At 35.0% G+C, this 17,507-nt stretch carries 20 protein-coding genes; 9 read left to right on the plus strand and 11 right to left on the minus strand.

What is annotated here, in order from left to right; all coding sequences use genetic code 11:
• The 8 genes from DSM02_RS14100 to DSM02_RS14135 form a co-directional block, all read left to right on the plus strand.
• The coding region (locus tag DSM02_RS14100) for a hypothetical protein (protein WP_128766265.1) at positions 1-301 on the plus strand (301 nt) is incomplete at its 5' end.
• Positions 302-311: 10 nt separating this feature from the next.
• Positions 312-656, plus strand: a complete 345-nt coding sequence (locus DSM02_RS14105; protein WP_031427446.1) for a single-stranded DNA-binding protein — start codon at positions 312-314, stop codon at positions 654-656.
• A 74-nt stretch (positions 657-730) separates the two neighbouring features.
• Entirely contained in the window at positions 731-1,075 is a 345-nt protein-coding gene (locus DSM02_RS14110) for a single-stranded DNA-binding protein (RefSeq protein WP_031427447.1), read from the plus strand.
• An 83-nt stretch (positions 1,076-1,158) separates the two neighbouring features.
• Complete coding sequence (locus DSM02_RS14115) at positions 1,159-1,539, plus strand: DUF6876 family protein (protein WP_031427448.1); 381 nt, start codon at positions 1,159-1,161, stop codon at positions 1,537-1,539.
• 11 nt (positions 1,540-1,550) lie between these two features.
• Complete coding sequence (locus DSM02_RS14120) at positions 1,551-1,748, plus strand: hypothetical protein (RefSeq protein ID WP_031427449.1); 198 nt, start codon at positions 1,551-1,553, stop codon at positions 1,746-1,748.
• Positions 1,749-2,191: 443 nt separating this feature from the next.
• Positions 2,192-2,572, plus strand: coding sequence for a BfmA/BtgA family mobilization protein (locus DSM02_RS14125; protein WP_034886781.1), 381 nt, complete (start codon positions 2,192-2,194; stop codon positions 2,570-2,572).
• An 11-nt stretch (positions 2,573-2,583) separates the two neighbouring features.
• Positions 2,584-3,615 (plus strand): MobB family relaxase, encoded by a 1,032-nt coding sequence (mobB, locus tag DSM02_RS14130; RefSeq protein WP_128766266.1) that lies wholly within the window; start codon positions 2,584-2,586, stop codon positions 3,613-3,615.
• Between the two features lie 9 nt (positions 3,616-3,624).
• On the plus strand, positions 3,625-5,205 hold the full coding sequence (locus DSM02_RS14135) for a type IV secretory system conjugative DNA transfer family protein (protein WP_034886787.1): 1,581 nt from the start codon (positions 3,625-3,627) through the stop codon (positions 5,203-5,205).
• A gap of 132 nt (positions 5,206-5,337) precedes the next feature.
• On the opposite strand, the gene DSM02_RS14140 is transcribed toward DSM02_RS14135, so the two are convergent.
• The 11 genes from DSM02_RS14140 to DSM02_RS14190 all read right to left on the minus strand — a co-directional run bounded on the left by DSM02_RS14140 (position 5,338) and on the right by DSM02_RS14190 (position 16,600).
• Positions 5,338-6,084, minus strand: a complete 747-nt coding sequence (locus DSM02_RS14140) for a hypothetical protein (RefSeq protein WP_008610926.1) — start codon at positions 6,082-6,084, stop codon at positions 5,338-5,340.
• A complete protein-coding gene (locus DSM02_RS14145; protein WP_081868416.1) occupies positions 6,074-9,094 on the minus strand; it encodes an Eco57I restriction-modification methylase domain-containing protein in 3,021 nt (1,006 codons plus the stop codon). The genes DSM02_RS14140 and DSM02_RS14145 overlap by 11 nt, the downstream gene beginning before the upstream one ends.
• A 200-nt stretch (positions 9,095-9,294) precedes the next feature.
• Entirely contained in the window at positions 9,295-9,660 is a 366-nt protein-coding gene (locus tag DSM02_RS14150; RefSeq protein WP_031427455.1) for a hypothetical protein, read from the minus strand.
• 7 nt (positions 9,661-9,667) lie between these two features.
• On the minus strand, positions 9,668-10,501 hold the full coding sequence (locus tag DSM02_RS14155; RefSeq protein ID WP_034886790.1) for a DUF4138 domain-containing protein: 834 nt from the start codon (positions 10,499-10,501) through the stop codon (positions 9,668-9,670).
• Between the two features lie 31 nt (positions 10,502-10,532).
• Positions 10,533-11,462: a conjugative transposon protein TraM gene (traM, locus tag DSM02_RS14160; protein WP_031427457.1), complete on the minus strand. Its 930-nt coding sequence runs from the start codon at positions 11,460-11,462 to the stop codon at positions 10,533-10,535.
• Positions 11,463-11,581: 119 nt separating this feature from the next.
• Positions 11,582-12,196, minus strand: a complete 615-nt coding sequence (locus DSM02_RS14165; protein WP_031427458.1) for a conjugal transfer protein TraK — start codon at positions 12,194-12,196, stop codon at positions 11,582-11,584.
• Positions 12,197-12,206: 10 nt separating this feature from the next.
• Positions 12,207-13,049 carry a hypothetical protein gene (locus DSM02_RS14170; protein WP_031427459.1) on the minus strand — a complete coding sequence of 281 codons (843 nt, stop codon included), beginning with the start codon at positions 13,047-13,049 and terminating at the stop codon, positions 12,207-12,209.
• Position 13,050: 1 nt separating this feature from the next.
• Positions 13,051-13,632 carry a conjugal transfer protein gene (locus DSM02_RS14175; RefSeq protein ID WP_128766267.1) on the minus strand — a complete coding sequence of 194 codons (582 nt, stop codon included), beginning with the start codon at positions 13,630-13,632 and terminating at the stop codon, positions 13,051-13,053.
• A 4-nt stretch (positions 13,633-13,636) separates the two neighbouring features.
• Entirely contained in the window at positions 13,637-16,039 is a 2,403-nt protein-coding gene (locus DSM02_RS14180; protein ID WP_128766268.1) for a TraG family conjugative transposon ATPase, read from the minus strand.
• Entirely contained in the window at positions 16,026-16,310 is a 285-nt protein-coding gene (locus tag DSM02_RS14185; protein ID WP_073100513.1) for a hypothetical protein, read from the minus strand. The genes DSM02_RS14180 and DSM02_RS14185 overlap by 14 nt, the downstream gene beginning before the upstream one ends.
• A gap of 2 nt (positions 16,311-16,312) precedes the next feature.
• A complete protein-coding gene (locus DSM02_RS14190; protein ID WP_034886797.1) occupies positions 16,313-16,600 on the minus strand; it encodes a hypothetical protein in 288 nt (95 codons plus the stop codon).
• A 189-nt stretch (positions 16,601-16,789) separates the two neighbouring features.
• Here DSM02_RS14190 and DSM02_RS14195 point away from each other — a divergent pair, with 189 nt between their 5' ends.
• Positions 16,790-17,422 carry an N-acetylmuramoyl-L-alanine amidase family protein gene (locus DSM02_RS14195; protein ID WP_034886799.1) on the plus strand — a complete coding sequence of 211 codons (633 nt, stop codon included), beginning with the start codon at positions 16,790-16,792 and terminating at the stop codon, positions 17,420-17,422.
• Positions 17,423-17,507: the final 85 nt, after the last annotated feature.

Consider the following 17,507-nt stretch of genomic DNA (forward strand, 5'->3'; position numbering starts at 1 on the left):
AAAGAATCAAAAAAAGGAAAATGCTCTGGATATAAAAAGTATGTCGATCAAAAAGGCTTTGTGGGTAAAAAGGAGGACTATAGAAAAAAATTATGAAGGGAAATTTGGAATTATCATAGGATACGCTATGGGAAGTAAATCTAAAATAAAACTTATGAAATCTTACAAAAACATACAAAGGGAAGCGACACCAAAAAAAACAAAAAAGGAAAACGCTCAAGATATAATAAGTAAATCACTTCAAAAAAATATAAACGCAAACTGTCTGAATGGTTCAGATAGCATTTTAATTAATCTTTAAATATTTTATTATGAGTACTTTAAAAAATCACGTACAGTTAATCGGAAACGTTGGACAAGAGCCAACAATCACGAACCTTGAAAGCGGAAAAAAAGTAGCCCGTTTTTCAATCGCAACAAACGAGTATTACAAGGATGCCAAAGGCGAAAAGCAAACCGAAACTAATTGGCATACCGTTGTAGCTTGGGGCAAGACTGCCGAAATTATTAAAAAATATGTTGATAAAGGCAAGGAAGTAGGTGTTACGGGAAAACTGAAATCCCGAAGCTACGAGGATAAAGAGGGTATCAAGCGATATGTTACCGAAATCGAAGCAAATGAAATCCTTTTGCTTGGAAGCAAAAATGATAAGTAATCATTGAAATTTTAGAGGGCGTACCTCTCAAACGTTGCGCCCTTTTTTTATTAATAATCTTTAAAACTTTTATTATGAAAACTATTAAAAATCACGTTCAGTTAATTGGAAACATTGGGCAAGACCCACAGGTTACAAATCTTGAAAATGGAAAAATTGTGGCGCAGTTCTCAATGGCTACAAATGAAAATTACGAAGACTCAAAAGGGCAGAAGCAATCGGAAACCCATTGGCATAGTATTGTGGCTTGGGGAAAACTTGCTTCAATCATTGAGAAATATGCAGTAGTAGGAAAACAAATTGCCATTGCGGGCAAATTGGCGCAACGCTCTTATGAAACCAAGGAAGGCGAAAAACGATACTATACCGAAGTTGTAGCAAGAGAAATTCTTTTGCTCGGGTCTAAAAATGGTAAGTAACCATAAAAATCCAAGAGGGCACAGATACCAGTTTTCAATTAGTTCGTGCCCTCTTTTAATTATTCACTTAAAATAAATGAACAATGAAAGCACAAGTTAACGAAATCAAAGAAGGATTGCAACATTTTCACGGAACGGAAATGTTCTATCAAATCCCATTATTAAGAACACGTTTTACGGACGGACTAAAATATCTTGCTAATGTGGCAGATTGTTTTTGGCTCATTACGGACACTTCCGTGATTGCAAAAAGTCTGATGAACCGAAGCGAATTTATAACCATAGACTTCAAAAGATTGCCCGAAGAAAAACAGGATTATTCGGGTTATGAAGCCGAGATAATTTACAGCGATGGCAATGATAATATTTTGGAAAAACACGGTTATCGGGCAACCGATTTTCCACTCGATGAACTGCGGTTATTTTTTGTAAATGATACGCTGATGTTACCAAGCGAATACTAAATTTTAAAGCTATGGTTTATCTGAATTTTACAGACTTGAGCGAGGAAACTCAAAACCGTCTTTTGGAAGATTCCAAAAAGGATGTGGAACGAAAATTTGGCGATGATATTCGCAAATACGTAAGAGAAAATTATACCTGTTTTGAAACCATGATAGAGGAAGAAGCATTGCGAAATTTATATTCCTATACGTTTATTTTCAACATCTAATTTTCTAAACTTTATAGTCAAGCACCTCTAAATTTTTGGAGGTGTTTTTGTATGCAATTAATTTCAAGTCGAGAAAAAAGCGTATCTTTATTTCGCTGAAATTCAGCACACATAAATTCATATAGTTATCCCATTTTTAACTTTCGCTGGTAGCTGTATCCATCTATATTTTACATATTGGAATTTCCGAATTCCTAAAAGGGCAATTGGCTTTTTAGCCAGATTGTATGAAATTTTTGTCACGCTTTGGCGTGACGAAAAGGAATAGCAAGAGGGTAACGGGCAGAGCCACGTTACATATTCCTTTTAGCGCATAAACCATTGAATTTCAAGTAATTGAAAATTAATGGATTATATAAGTTTCTTCGATTTGCGTCAAATGCCCCCAAACAGCTTGTAAATAGGGATGGATTTACGTCAAACACACAAAAAAGCGAAAGAAAATGGATTCATTCATCACTATCAGGTTCAAAAGGAAAACCGCCAAACGTTTTCAAGAATTTTCAAAAAAGCACTTCAAGACGCATACCGAAACGATGGAAGCTATACTTGATTTTTTCTTCTACAACGAGATATCGCCAAAAGAAAAATTAGGTCCGACAGGGCGAACCATCGAAGCCAAACTATTAAAAAGAATCAATGCCGTAATCGCTATAATGAGGGACGTTGAAAAGACCCAAACCAAGCCTACAGTTGCAATGATTCAATCTCTATTTGAGACAGAACAGCCAAGCAAAAAACCTTTGATAGTGGAAAAGAAATATGCCGAAGAAAAAAAGGAAGTACGCTTTCGAGAAAAGCAAAATCTTAATAACGACCTCTAAAATTTTAAGCTATGTATATAACAATTACACCCCAAAAAATGGGTGGCAATTATTCTAAAAGTTCGGCTGATTTTGTGGGTTATCTGGAGAAGGAAAACCAAGGACTGGAACAGCAGGATATGGAGCATTTTTTTAATCAAAATGGCGACGAGATTTCAGCAGAGGAAGTGGTCAGGGAAATTGATGGCAATACGGCAAAACTCGAAAAGCACGAGCCACGGTTTTATTCCATTACCGTAAGCCCTTCAAAATACGAACTAAAACGGTTGCAAAACCATAGTAAAGATTTGCAAAAATATACCCGGGAGATTATGAAGGATTATGTGGCTTCATTCAACCGTGAAATAAATGGGCGACCGGTCAATATCGATGATATAAAATACTACGCAAAAATTGAACACCAAAGAACCTTTAAAGGAACAGATAAACAGGTGCAGGAAAACCAGCCTTTTGCCACAAAAATACTTCAATTAAAAACTGAAGTCCGAAATGTGCAAGAGGGGCGAGCAGAAGGAAATGTGAAAAAATTGGAAAAAAAAATCGGGAAACTAGAAAGAGAAGCACCGCACCAACAGAACGGAAAACGAATAGTACAAGGAATGCCAAAAGCAGGAGACCAAAGCCATATACATATTATCGTTAGCCGCAAGGATGCATCAAACCGATTCAGTTTGTCACCTGGAAGTAAATATAAAGCTTCCGACGTTGAATTAAATGGTAAAACGGTAAAACGGGGATTTGATAGAGATGGGTTTTTTGAGAAAGCAGAAAAGACTTTTGATAAGACTTTTGGCTATCAAAGGAACTTCGCTGAAACTTATAAGGCAAGAAAGGATTTCATTAAGAATCCGAAAATCTATTTTGCATCATTGATGAAACTGCCCACCAATGAAAAAGCATTAGCGTTCAAAATAATGGAAAAAAGTGGCATTCCTATGATGCCGAGTATTCCTGTTACGAAGGTACAATTGGCGATGAAAATTTTTAATAGGCTACGACGTGGTGCAGAGGTGGCCATTAAATCAAGTTCCATAGGAATCTAATTTAAAATTATGCAAATGGACAATCTCGTAACGGTACTTTTTATTATTGGTTTGGCCAGTAGTGTTTTTTATGGAATATTTCGGATAAGCAGATATGCATTTGTCGTCAATTTTCTATTGATTGGTGCTTTTGTGTATTATTTAAATGAACAATTACCATTGTTTCAAATAGCACTTTATTTGGTTTGTCCTCTGACATTAATTAATATAGGAATGTATGTATTCTTGCATAAAACGGACGAGCCTAAAAGTGGAAATGCCAAATATCAAGTCAATTTTGCCACCACGAAAGGAAATTTTAAACTGGATAACATCAAACGAGGTGCATCCATAATAGGTTCTGCCGGAAGTGGAAAGACCGAGAGTGTTGTGTATGGATTCCTGAAACACTTTCAAAAAGAAGGATTTTGCGGAATTATTCACGATTACAAAGATTTTGAACTGACCGAAATGGCTTATCCACTCTTTAAGGATGGCGATATCCCATTTAAGGTCATTTCCTTTGATAAAATCATACATAGGGTAAATCCTATTGCGCCACGCTATTTAGAGAACGAGGAAAGCGTAAATGAGGTTTCAAGGGTGTTAATTGAAAACCTTCTGGAACAAAGGGAATCAGGAACAACTGGAACTACAAAATTTTTTAATGATGCTGCGGAAGGCTTGATTGGTGGATTGATTTGGAAATTAAAAACTACCTATCCACAATTCTGTACCCTTCCACACTTGATTGCCATTTATCAATATCTGGATACAGAAAGCCTTATCCAGTTTTTGGAAACCAATACCACATCGAGGGCAATGGCGGATGCATTTATTAGCGGAAAGGATTCCGAAAGGCAAACTGCAGGTGTGAAAAGCACCTTGGCAAATGCGCTTAAAAGAATCAGCACCCAACGGATTTTTATGGCATTGTCTGCGGATGAAGTACCACTCAATATAAATAGTCCTGAAAATCCTACCGTGATTTCGGTTGTGAACAATCCCAAATTTGAAACTTCGTATTCGCCTGTAATCGCCACCATTATCCATACCATTACAAAACAAATGAGTGTGCGCAATGCAAACCCTTCATTTCTTATGATGGAAGAAGCCCCCACTATTCGTCTTTTGAATATGCACCGCATCCCAGCAACCCTGCGGAGCTATAACATTTCTACGATTTACGTAATGCAGGACAAAATCCAAAACGATATGATGTATGGCGATAAGGCAAGCAAGGCAATTTTGAGCAATCTTTCCTATCAGTTTTTTGGCAAGGTCAACGACCCAGATACAGCCAAATACTATGAACGCTTTTTTGAGATTATCAAAGACCCAACAAAAAGTATAAGTCGTGGGCATAACTTGGATTTTGATACACGTATTACTACAGGCGAAAAGGAAATCCCGAAAATTAGAGCAGATGTGTTTTTCAGATTAAAACAGGGCGAGTTTATCACGTATGCTGATGGGAAAGATAAGAAGGTGCAGTTTAAATTGGCCAACATAAAAAGAGAGTTTCCAAAAGAATCGAAGCAATATTCTCAGGCGGATTTGGAGGCTAATTTTGAGAGGATTTTTGAGGAAGCGAGGTCTATATTTGAATAGTAAGGAAAAAAGACCTCACTTTCTTCGTTAACCTAAATATCATTGAGCTTTTCTGCATCTATATTGAGAAAAAGGATGGAATGAATCATCTATAGTATTCCAAAAACCGTATCATTAAAACTTATTCGCCGATTAATTCATTACTATCTGACTATAGTCAAATAGTAGATGGTAAACATAAAATGATTCTTTTCCCCCAAAATTTTTTGTGTGAACTGAACTGTAGGTATTTTGAAAAAAACTGTGAAAACTTTGGAATTTTAAATATTGAAGAGTATTGATTTCTATATCTTTTTTTAAAATACTATTGGCTTTTGTCATTACTTTGTGATGGTCTATATTCAAATTCTCAATGAAGGCTATTTGTCCCTCAAAAGGAAGCCTTAAATTGGTGTGATTTCTATTTGCTACTTTTCTAATGTCACCTATATAAGCTTTTGTGTCCGATAAAATTCTGATTCGTTTACATTCTATTGCAAAATAGACCTGATTATTTTTGGACATCCATTCGCTTTGAAGTCCTAATCTATCCACGTATATATCAATTTTATCGGGTTTCTGTTTAGAATCAACAAGGTCTATATATCTTTCTTGGGTTTCAGCAGCAAAATGAATATCTTCTAATTTTGAGATTTTATCTTTTAATAGGTGTTTTTTAACGTTGAGATAATTATCTACTAAATCAAATTTCAAATAGTCCTCAAATGATAATGTACTATTCTCTTTGACTGCATTAATAGAGTATGGATTTTTTGTTTTTTCCTTTAGACAAATCCCGTAACATTCGCATACGTAAGAAATTATTTGCTGTATTCTTTTATTAGTTATAGAAAAAGTATTTTTCCTATGTTGTATGAATTGGGATGCATCAGAAATCATTAACTTCATTACTTAAGTCATTAAACTCTGCTTGCTCAATAGTGTTTCTAAATTCTGCTGCGTCATACCAAGCGATGGCGCGATGCCAACATTTATACTCATTTGGTTTAATTATATAAAATGAATTATTTTCAAATCCCTTAATGTCCTTTTGTAGATACAAGTTTTTTAGAGGATCACGCGTATTTGTAATTTGAGATATACTTAAATTGTCTGCCAACCTTTGCAATACTTCTTTTTCATCAAATTTATCTTTTGGGTATATAATTTTTTCTTCCGGTTCTACATTTAAAAGAACAAAGTTCATTGCAATGAAATAATCTAAAATGTAAATCTCTATTTGAATAAATTCATCCTCGTAAAGGTTCCCAATTTCATTTAGGTAAACTTCTGCATATTTTTGTAGAACGAAATCTTGGTTTCTGTAATGATTAAAATTAAAGTGAGTGAAATCCGTAACCAAATCTTGCTTGCTTTCTTGGAATTGGTATCTCGAGACATTAAGGGCATAATCTATTAAATCTTTTTCATAGTCTTTAATTTCGTAAATTTCAGCAATTAACCCATTTATTTTTAAGAAAATCTTGTCATCAAATTCAGGCTCTCCTAGATTAAAATCTGAATAATGCTTTCGGAAAGAATTCAAAAATTCATCTACCAATTTAATAAGCTCCTCATTCAATGAATTATCTGGCTTATTAAAAGGAATGTTCAAAAATTCGTCTACAAATCGAATAGCGGGCCTTGTACCAACACCCCAAGCGCTCGCAATTAAAAACATATAATAAGTAGCCATTTCTGAAATCAATAAACCATAAATAGGCTTGATTATATTTTTATTAAATGAAGAGATTGCAAAAGTACCCTTTCTAAATACCGAGTCCGATTCGCAATAAGAAATGACTGGTTTATTCCAATTCTTACTCTGCTCCTTTAATAGAATTTTACTCCCTTTAAAAATCTCTATTTTTCTCCCTCTTGAGAGTTTGACATCTGCTTCTCCTAAAGTTTTGGCCTTATTTACCTGTGTATAGTATTCATTTATTTCACTATTTTCAACTATTGGCAGTCCAATTAAGTTTGGATATGGTTTTGCATCCAGCCCCCTTTCTATACCAGCTCCTTTGAAAGTAGTTTTCTCATCTATTAAATCTAATATTTTTAATGTATTTTGAGACTCTAACCTTTTTATAAATCCAAAATCTAAAATATTTCCATATAATGCGACTTTAAACATCCAATCATTTTCAACAAAATGTTTTTGAGCAATTTTCTTGTTGTCGTATTTTTCAATGACCAACATTTTAAAATACTTTAAAAATGAGTTCACCTTTATACTCAAATGTTCGACAGAATTTTCGAGATGATTTTCACTTTTCGCTTGGCGATAAAAGACTATCGAAGTTGGGCTCTCTTGCTGCTCGAAAAGAGATTGTTTGACAGCTGATAAATCTAAAAACTTATTTAAGCAGAAGGAAGTTAAAAATTTATGCTTAAATTCTCTGGTTGTAGTTGAAACATTATAAAAAACGGTGCTGGTTACTATTAAGGCTGTAACAGTATCAACTTGCATAAAATCATTCGAACGCAATAAAAAGGATTGTGCAATTTCTAATTTGCCCTTAATTTTTTTGCTATAAGTATTACTGGAATTGACCCATTCTAAGTGTTTATACGATTTATCTTTTTTCCAAGGCGGATTTCCTAAAATAAAATTAGGTTTTTGTCCTATAACAATCTCGTTGAATTTGTGGTCAAGATCAAAAAAATCTGCTTCAAATAAATTTTCTCCTAAGAAATTCGGGAAAGGATATTTTTCTATATCCTTTGGATTTTGGTAATCTAAGAGAGCGATATATATTGAAAAGCAAGTTACTTTTAAAGCCTCCGGATTAATATCAATACCAAAAAGATTGTTTTTAGCTATATTCCTGATAGATGTACTGAAATCCTTATTGTTCTCTTTGCCATTTAAGTTAATTTCTTTTTCAATCATCTTTCTTAAAGACTGGACTAAAAATATTCCAGAACCCACCGCAACCTCAAAAATCTTGCAGGAAGATGTATGACTGTTTTCTAAATACTTATCTATGGTATCATTTAAAATATATTCCACCAAAAAAGGAGGTGTATATACCGCAGCATCTAACTTTCTTTTTTCCTCATCAATTAATGACTCATAAATACCAGAAATTACTTCTACAGGAATAATTGAAAAGTCAAATATGTGAAAATAATATCCATCAAACAAGGTTCCTTGTTCTTGGACTTCTCCTTTAAAAACATCTGCTAGAAATTGAGATTGGCTTGAGGTTAATTTTATATCGAATTCTTTAAATAGAACCCCATTGAAATTTTTATTTAACTTAATAAACAAGCTGTCCAATTTGGCAGGATCCTGAATTATTTTACTAAAGCTAAATCTTTTCTCATCAATGCTATTTCCTGTGATTTCATCATCGTCAATTTTAACCCCTCTATCAATCAAATAACGAATAAAAATTAATCGGAGGATTAAGGAATTTGCTTCGTTTTCAGTAAGTCCATCAGGCTTACTTATTAAAATTTGTCTAACAGAGCTTATATTTTGAAACAATCGATCATTTACCCGTTTCCGAAAATTATTTTTCTTTGTATTTTCGAAATATTCATATTGCAACCATTTCCAAGTAAGTCCGCTTTGTAAATTCCAAAAAGAAAATTTTGATTGTCTTTCCTCTGCATTTAAGGGAATTTCTTCCAGAGTTCTTTCTTTTTTATGGTAATTAAGAGCATTGTAAACTTTTACATCTTGATTTTTAACAATAAAAATCACAGGCGAATTGTCAAACGACCATACTTGTTTATGAATGTCTAATTCACGAGTTGACAGATGATTTTCATCAAGATAAAAAAAAAGCAATAAGGGTTGCTGATTAAAAACGTAATAAGCATCAGGATTAATTATTTCTAATTTCTGCTTAACTTCAGGGGCAAATCCATCATAGGAAATACCATCTGCTCTATCCATAAAATAGACAGCTCGGTGCTCAATTAGCCCTAATTGATTTAATATGTTATTTAATGGCTCGATTAGAAATCAAAAATTTATTTACACAAAAATAGAAGTTTTAATAGACCATCCATAAGATAAATTGTATTTGTTTTGTCAAGCGGAACAGAATGATGTTTTATTTAAGCCACATAAATTCCGAAAATAGTCTGTTTATCTTAAAAAGGCCCTTTATCCCTCGGTCCATTATGGGTTACCTTCCATTGGCCATCTTTTTGAACCAGTTTAAAAACACCCGGTTTTGGGTCATAAGCTGTTGCATATTTTACCCAAGCCACCTCGCCATCCATAGCCTCATCCACCACTTTAAAATTAGCTTCTGAATCTTTATCTTCAGTAAACATTGCTTGAATGCTTGAAAGGTTTGCATAGCCTTCCGAAGTGGTAAATTTTTTCAAGGTAGCTTCATCACCTTGATAAAAACTTTCGGCAACAACTTTAGCGGTTTCAGAAGGGGAAAGGTTCTTTTTTTCTGAACACGAGAAGAACAACAATACGAGCGAGCAAATGACTAAATTTTTCATAACGTTACTAATTTGGGTTATTGATATAACTATGTGATATTTTCAGTTCAATATTACGTTCGCCATCTTTTTCGTGCAGTTCAAAAATTGCTCTGCGGTCATTGGATAGCGAAAACTTCGGCAAGACATAAACAAACCGAACCGTTTCGTTTTCTGTGATTTTAGAAGGCATATTATGTTTGAAAATCGGTTCTTGATACAGTCGTTGTAACGATTTCTTTTTCCCCTTCTGTCTTGTTTCAACAGAGAGTTTTAAGAAATTCAAATCATAATCCAACGTAGAATTATTCTCAATCTGGATAACGAAGTAGAGTTCTTCCTTATCAAAAACAATATTCTCAACACTCAAAACGATACCTTCATTTCGCTTTTTAATTCGACCTATACGCTGGTTTCTGTTAAGAAGATACGAGCAGAATTTTTGATAGTAATATGTTCTATTATCTACACGTTCTTCAGAGGATTCAGCAAGAATAGAATCGACTTTAATCGGTTTCTCATTCCCTATACTATTGGATAACGAAATGAAATAATTGAGCTTAGACAGCTGTTTTTTATATCTTACAATATACGAAAAAATTGAACCATTTCTATTGACTACCAGTAGATTACTTTCTTTACCAGGCTTTGCTTGTAGAAGTCCAAAATACTGTTCTTTTTCACGATTGTAGGTAAAAACAAAATTATCTGAACCGGTTATACCTTGCCGAATAGGTTCAGGGAAGAATAATGCAACGTTTTTGGTGTCGTTAGCATATATGGTATCGAGGATTGTAGTTGTTTGCGCTTTCGCGAAAGCGAAACTTAAAACAAGAGTGGAAATTATGATATACTTTTTCATAAGAATGTGTTTTTAAATGCCCATTATGGGCTCATAATTTAGGTTTTAGAATTAATTTATAATTATTCAATACCGTAACTTTTACGTTTCGGTTGTTACGTCTGAGTACTTTGGATATACCACCAACTTGTGGTACGGTTGGAATGTTGATGTCGCCAATAATATCGTCCAAGACTTCGGTGGTGGCTTCAGCTCTAAAATTGTTCTCGACATAAATGCCCTCACTACCATCTGACAAATCGAATGCTTTGAGTTTAGTAGGATGATGTTTAATGTTCTCAATATCTATCAATGCACGGTTGGGCTGAAAGCTTATAAAACCAAAAATTGGTGTGTTTTTAGGCATCTGCTTACCGTTTATTGTTGCAGGTTTGGTAAGGCGCATTCGTAATCTGGTATTTACTTTCACAACTTGGTCGCCATCGACAACTACATATATGGTTTCATCAGTATTACCGATGATTGAAAACTCGTTGGGTTTTGGCGATGCGGCAAAGAACAATTGATGTTCTAAGCCTAATTCTTTGGCTTCAATTTTTTGTTCTCTTTTTACTTCAGTAGAATCAATTTTTGATACCGCTTTGCGAACAGTTCTTTTATGTCCTAAGTTTTGGTATCGTTTCGATGAATATTGAATTTTGCCAGCTTCATAGATGCTATCTACAATACGCTCTTTTTCGCGTTCTGGTAAATCTGGGTCGTAGAATCCCAAGGAATCAATCAGTTTTTCATCATAGATGCTCGGTGCATTGTTTTCACGTACTTCCTTTAAATCATTGATGGCATCCAGTTTGGAATCGTATTCTTTTTGATTTTCTTCCAAATCGGGTATCAAGGTCTGTTCAAGGTTTTCATTTTCACTTTCATCATCGCCCATAACCATTATAGAGTATGATATCAGGAAAATGAAGATTACTGCCAAAACCGCTGCAAATACTATTTTGTTCTTTTCTACTCTCATCTGTTGATATTTATTTGTTTTTAAAGGTCAGATGTAATTCGCCAACCAATATTTCGATTAGTATCAAAAACAGTTATGGCTCATTTCATAATCGTGGTTTATAAATGCCGATTATCGGCTCAATTTTCATTGTTAAGTTTTTTTAAGGTGTTTTCAAAATAATCGGTTATCAATAATCCGTGTGGATTGTTTGGGAAGTTCCGATTGACCATTATGAGGTTTCCAGTTGAAACCAGTTCGTAGGTGTCAATAATGGAACCTCTATTGATTTCAAAAATGGTGGTCGTAGTGAAACTATATGAACCATTATTTTCAATTATCTTTGAATCAATACTCAACACTTTCTGAACCAAGGAATATTGCAACAATCGGTTATAAACACCATCCGCTTTCTTTTGGCGATAAAGGTTGTCAACTGAACTATTGCCCAACCAAAGCGCTTTTTCCAAATTACGTTCATAGTTGCTCGCATCGATATTGTAGAAATAGTTATGGAATAGTTCTAAATGTGCCAAAGCTTCAACCCTGAAATTTTCTTTTTGGGTAACGAGTTTAAGCGGAATTATACTACCGTCGGTATTGATGGCAAAGGCACTGTTTATCGCACTTTTATGAGTAGTAAATGCCATCCAAACGGAAAATGTGCTAGCCAAAAAGGCACATACCACGACTGCTAAAACGATAAACCTATTCAACTTTAGGACATTGTAAATATTCTTATAAGGTGTTTTCATTTCGATTGGATTAATTGGTAAATAGCCTTAATGTGAAAGATGTTGCACGTCTGTATAGTTTAAATTTCAGAAATACGATAAAGCCAACCGAACCAAGCTGTACAACAGGAGCGAAGAATCCTTCGCCCACATCGGTGCCAAAAAGATTATTCCAAAAGTTTGTGTCTATTTCCGTGTAGAGTGCATTTACAAAAACGTTGACCAGAAAAAAAGCAGGAACGAGCATATAGACCGCTGCATACAATTTGAAAAAATTATAGGCGAGCGAACGGAATTTTTCGAATACTGCCAGACTGATGATTAATGGAAAAAATGCCTGCATAATTCCCAAAAGGAAAAAGCGTTCAGCCAAAAACAACGGATAAATAAAAAGGTCAAGAATCCAAAGGAAGATACCGATGATGAATGAAAATATCTTGAATCCATAGAGCGGTGTAACCAATGCTTCGTAAAGCAATGTCATTGCGTTTTTTGCAGCATCAATAAGGCTTACATCTTCTTCAATGGGAATATCCTGCATTTGTAAAGGCAATAATGTTGGTGCAGTACCTCGATACTGACCTTCGATAGCAACCAAAATACCATCGAAGAAACCTAAAACCTGTGTAGAGAAAATGACCAAGAGAATGACCGCAAAATTCTTGGCCAATTCGCCCGGACTCAATCCCCAAGTGTAACCGTCTTTGTCTGCAATACCCTCATTGTATTTTTTAAGAATGTTGACCAGAAAAAACAGAACAGCAAGTGTTTTCATCCCTGCAATAGTATATTGCGAGAAGTTGCTGCTCTGTATGGTCTGGAACACCGCATCTATGTATTCCAACCCAATCCCTAAAAGTATAGTTGCGGTCATTTTAATATCCTGTTTCGCGGTTATTTACCTTATCCTGCATTTTTCTGAAGGAAATGATATCACGATAGCGTTTTGTTTTAGTGGTTATGCTGGAAACCATTTGCTTTGATTCCAACTCTTTTGCTTTAAGAATTTCGGCACGTTCGGCATCGCTCATTTTTAGATAGTCGCTGGACAGGATTTTATCAATAAAATCCACCGTGTCCAATGAATTTTGAACTATGGCATCGAATGATTCCACAACTCTTGAAACTTCATCTGGTTTGATGTAAGGCGAGTTTAAAATATCCTGTAAATCATTTTGCATTACATTGATAAGGCGTTGATTGTTGTCTGCAATTTCTTCAACTGCCCTCAGTTGTTGAACCACACTTGATACTTTCTCAATGGCCTCTTTTGCATCTTTCAGAAACTTTACAGACTTTATCATTTGAGCCGTCTGTTTACCTGATTCTATAAGCTGTTTAACCAAGCTGATAAAATTGGTATTGTCATAAGTGGGCATTCCCTGTGCATTGGCATTGCCCGACATAAATAAAGTCAGGGCTACGGTCATTACTAAAATTTGGATTTTTGTCTTCATAATATTATTTTTTAGATGTGAATTGAATTATTGCTTTTTCCATATCGTGATGCTCATTATAGAGTTTCATTATTTCTTCGTTTTCCTGTCCGTCCGTCAAGTAAGCTGCATATACTTCCTTCGGAACTTCGAGACGGAAAATGTTACTTTCCCTACCAATCTTGATAAACATTTCGGTGTACTTGCGAGATCCCGAAAGATTATTTTTGATGGACTTTAATTGGTTTAAATCGTGGCTTGATAGGTTGAGCCTTTTAACAAGTTCATCATAGCCTTTTTCATTGTTAAGGCTGTAAATGACCTGTGTGTTTTCGAGAATACTTGCGGAAGTCGAATTGTTGGGCAATTGATTTATGGACTGTAGAATAATCCCAATCGCACCGTTTTGTTTACGAATAGCTTGATAGTAGAATTCTACGCTTTCCAGAACATTTTCAAACTTCAGTTGCTTGGCAAACTCGTCGAAAAGGATGATACCTTTTTCAGCCCTATTTTTCCAAATCGTTCTTTGGATGGCGGACTTAATGAGCTTCAGCATTACAGATAAGATCTCTTTGTTGTCCTTAACTTCATCCAGTTCAAAAACAATTAATCGTTTGTCCTCAATCTTATAGGTCTGGTCTTCGCTAACTTCAAAGAGGAAGCTATATAGACCATCGCCGACGTATTCGGACATTACGTGCAAGAAGCTCGTGACATTGAAGTAGTCGGGATGGATTTTTAAAGTGCTCAGAAGGTCTTCCTGATTCCTTTCTATAAAGCTGTAAAAACCATCTAAAGAGTGATTTTCTGAAATGCTATCATAATAATGGCGAAGTATCTTTTTTACCGAAACTGATTGCGCTTTTGTAACCTTTAAATCAGAAGCAAACAGTTCGAACAGGAACACCGATAAATCTTCCAAGCGTTCTGGTGTGAGGTCATTTGTATCACTTATATAAAATGGATTGATACCAAGGTTCTTTCCACTTTCATAGCGAAGCACCGTATATTTTTCAGGATAGAGTTTGGCAAACTTGGTATATGAACCACCCAAATCTATGATAACCAACCGAACGCCACTTTCAAAATACTGACGCAGAATGTTATTGGCCAAAAAGGATTTACCTTCACCCGTTGGCGCAAAAATGGCAAAGTTCCTTGCCTTAATTCTTTTCTTCTTTTCATCCCAAACATCCTTCAGGACAGGAATGTTATGCTCTCGGTCATTGAAGATGATTCCGGTGTTATCACTTTTGTAATTGGTGTTATTGATGAAAAGGCAAAGCGCGTGTTTTAAATCGGTTACGTATAAATCATTATTCGAGAAATTAGAAGAGAAACAGCAGTAGCTATTTAGGATGTAATTCTTACGTTCTTCGCCTCTTGGATAATACGGGATGATGTCCAATTCCTTAAATTCAGTCTTTATTTTTGAAGTTATTTTGTCGAGCTCTTTGGCATCTTTAGACCAGTACACTATGTTCAAATGACCACGAATAATTCTGGCATTATCATCGGCATTGATTTGGTCAAGGATGTGCTGGATTTTCCCCAGAACTACTTTATTCTGCGAACCGAAATTTGAGCTTTTATTTAGTTCCTCAATCTTCTTATCGAGTAGCTTGCGCCACTTTTGTTTGTCGTCCAAATACAAAATCTGGTTGACAATGTGGTTCTCGTTAAGCGTAAGCCCTATACCATCAATAAACCCTTGATGAAATACAAAATCGTCAGAAGTGAATTTCTCATTGGTTTTGCTACTCTGTACACTTTCGCCAAAGCACAGTTCGCTGTTGATGGCAAGGGCATCAAAATGGTTTTCGCCAATATTGACGCTTTTTTTGTCCAATAAAATATCGGTATCGTAGCCTTCATTAAAACCATTGAAATAGGCACTTGTTAATTGCTGAATGTCTTCCGCTCTAAGCGAAACAAAATCCATCTTTCGGCTATTGTTGATGAAGGAAACAGAATCACTAACCGAGTTTGCGAAACTCTTAATATTGTCATCCAGTTCTTGTACGATTCCCTTTGAAACCTTTCTGAACGGATTGACATATTTAGGATTGTTGAGCGCCTTATTCTTTGTCAAAATGAAGAACAAATAACAGTTGTGCTCGATATGGCCACGACCTTTAAAATGCTCGTGGGTTGCTTTTTCCAAAAAGGTGGAATTCGGAAGTTGTTCCGAAGTATATGATTTCTTCAGGTAGATATCCTGTTTATGAACTACAGTACCAACTGGCAATGACTTTAATGCCTGAAACCAAGCACCGTGCATATCCTCAAAATCTTTTTCGGAAAGCGAATAGATTTCCGGTAGATTCCCTTTATAGCACAAGACTACGTTGCCATTATTGGCAAATACGATATTATCTTGAATATCCGTAATGGGTTGATATGCCGAAAGATTAATCTTGTTCATAATCGAAGCCTGAATTTCTTTTGTTACTGATGATTTGTGGAAATGCTTTTGCCATTTGGAAAAGCTGCGGATTGTGGTTTATTCGAGTCAAGGCGACATATAATGCAGCATTGAATACCAGTACACCTATTATTATCCCAAAGCTGAAAGAGAAGATGATGATGAGCAAGGAAGCCAAAACGGAAACCATCATTAAGGCAAACAGGGAAATGGGCAGCCCAAAAATGACCGCCCTTTTCCTGATGTTTTTATAGACCTCAAACTTCTTCATCGTTATACAACAATTCCTATGAGGTAAGTAAATATGCCTACGACGGCACCTGCAATCAATACAAATACTAAAACTCGGGTAATCCCCTTTTTTAAATCTGCATTTTCCCCAAAAAAATGTCCTGCGTTGAACAGGAAACCTACAAGGAAGATTACACCGAGTAGTATTGGAAAAATAATTCGGATAGTGTCGCCCACATCGTTAACTGAATCTTCTATGCCACCAATTTGAGCAAAAAGCGAAGTGGATAAGAGCGAAAGAATGGATGCTAAATAGTGTGATTTTTTCATAACGGAAAAGTTTAAATTTTTAGTTCATTTTCGTTATTGGAAATTTACATATATTTGAACATAAATAACTGATAATCAAATATTTGTGAATAAAATATTATTTGATTTAGTTTGAATTCCGTTGTTATTATTTAGCATCAAATTCTATGGATTTTTGCAAGGAGGTTGTTGATAACCTGAAAATTGAAAATGAAAAAAGTGCTCAAAAACGTCAGTTTTGTGTTTTTGCTCTCAAAAATGCGCATCATTTTTGGGCAGGAAATTTCTACTCAAAAACAAATTGTAATTGATGTTGGACACGGTGGAAAAGATTCTGGTGCTATTGGAATAAATGGCGTCAAAGAAAAGGATGTTGTACTGGATATTGCATTGGAACTTTTGAAGCTCAATGAACAGTCTAAAAATCCAATGGATATTTACTTGACGAGATATAGCGATACGCTTATTTCTTTAACCGATAGAAGCAAATTGTCCAAAGTTTTGGAAGCAGATGTATTTATTTCGTTGCATTCCAATCATTCCGATAATCCGAACGCTAGAGGAGTGGAAGTATATGTAGCAAAAGCTAATTCACAATATACAAAAGATGCCACTTGGTTAGCTTTTCAATTGCAAGCTGTGCTTAATAAAGAATTGGGTTTTGAAAGTAGGGGTGTGAAGTTTGCAAATTTTCAAGTTCTACGGGAAACGGTTGGATATTGTCCCTCTGTCCTTTTTGAATTGGGGTTTTTGAGTAATATAGATGAAGGCAGCTATATTTCAGATTTCATAAATATTCAGCGCATCGCATTATCCATTCTGTTATCCATTCAAAATCATTAGAATTATGAAAGATATTTTTTTAGAGTTGACCAAAAGCTTGAAAGCTATAATAGAGCAGTTTATTTCAGAAGTGATTTTATTATAT

The sequence above is a fragment of the Leeuwenhoekiella polynyae genome (genome assembly GCF_004104075.1).
Classification (GTDB): domain Bacteria; phylum Bacteroidota; class Bacteroidia; order Flavobacteriales; family Flavobacteriaceae; genus Leeuwenhoekiella; species Leeuwenhoekiella polynyae.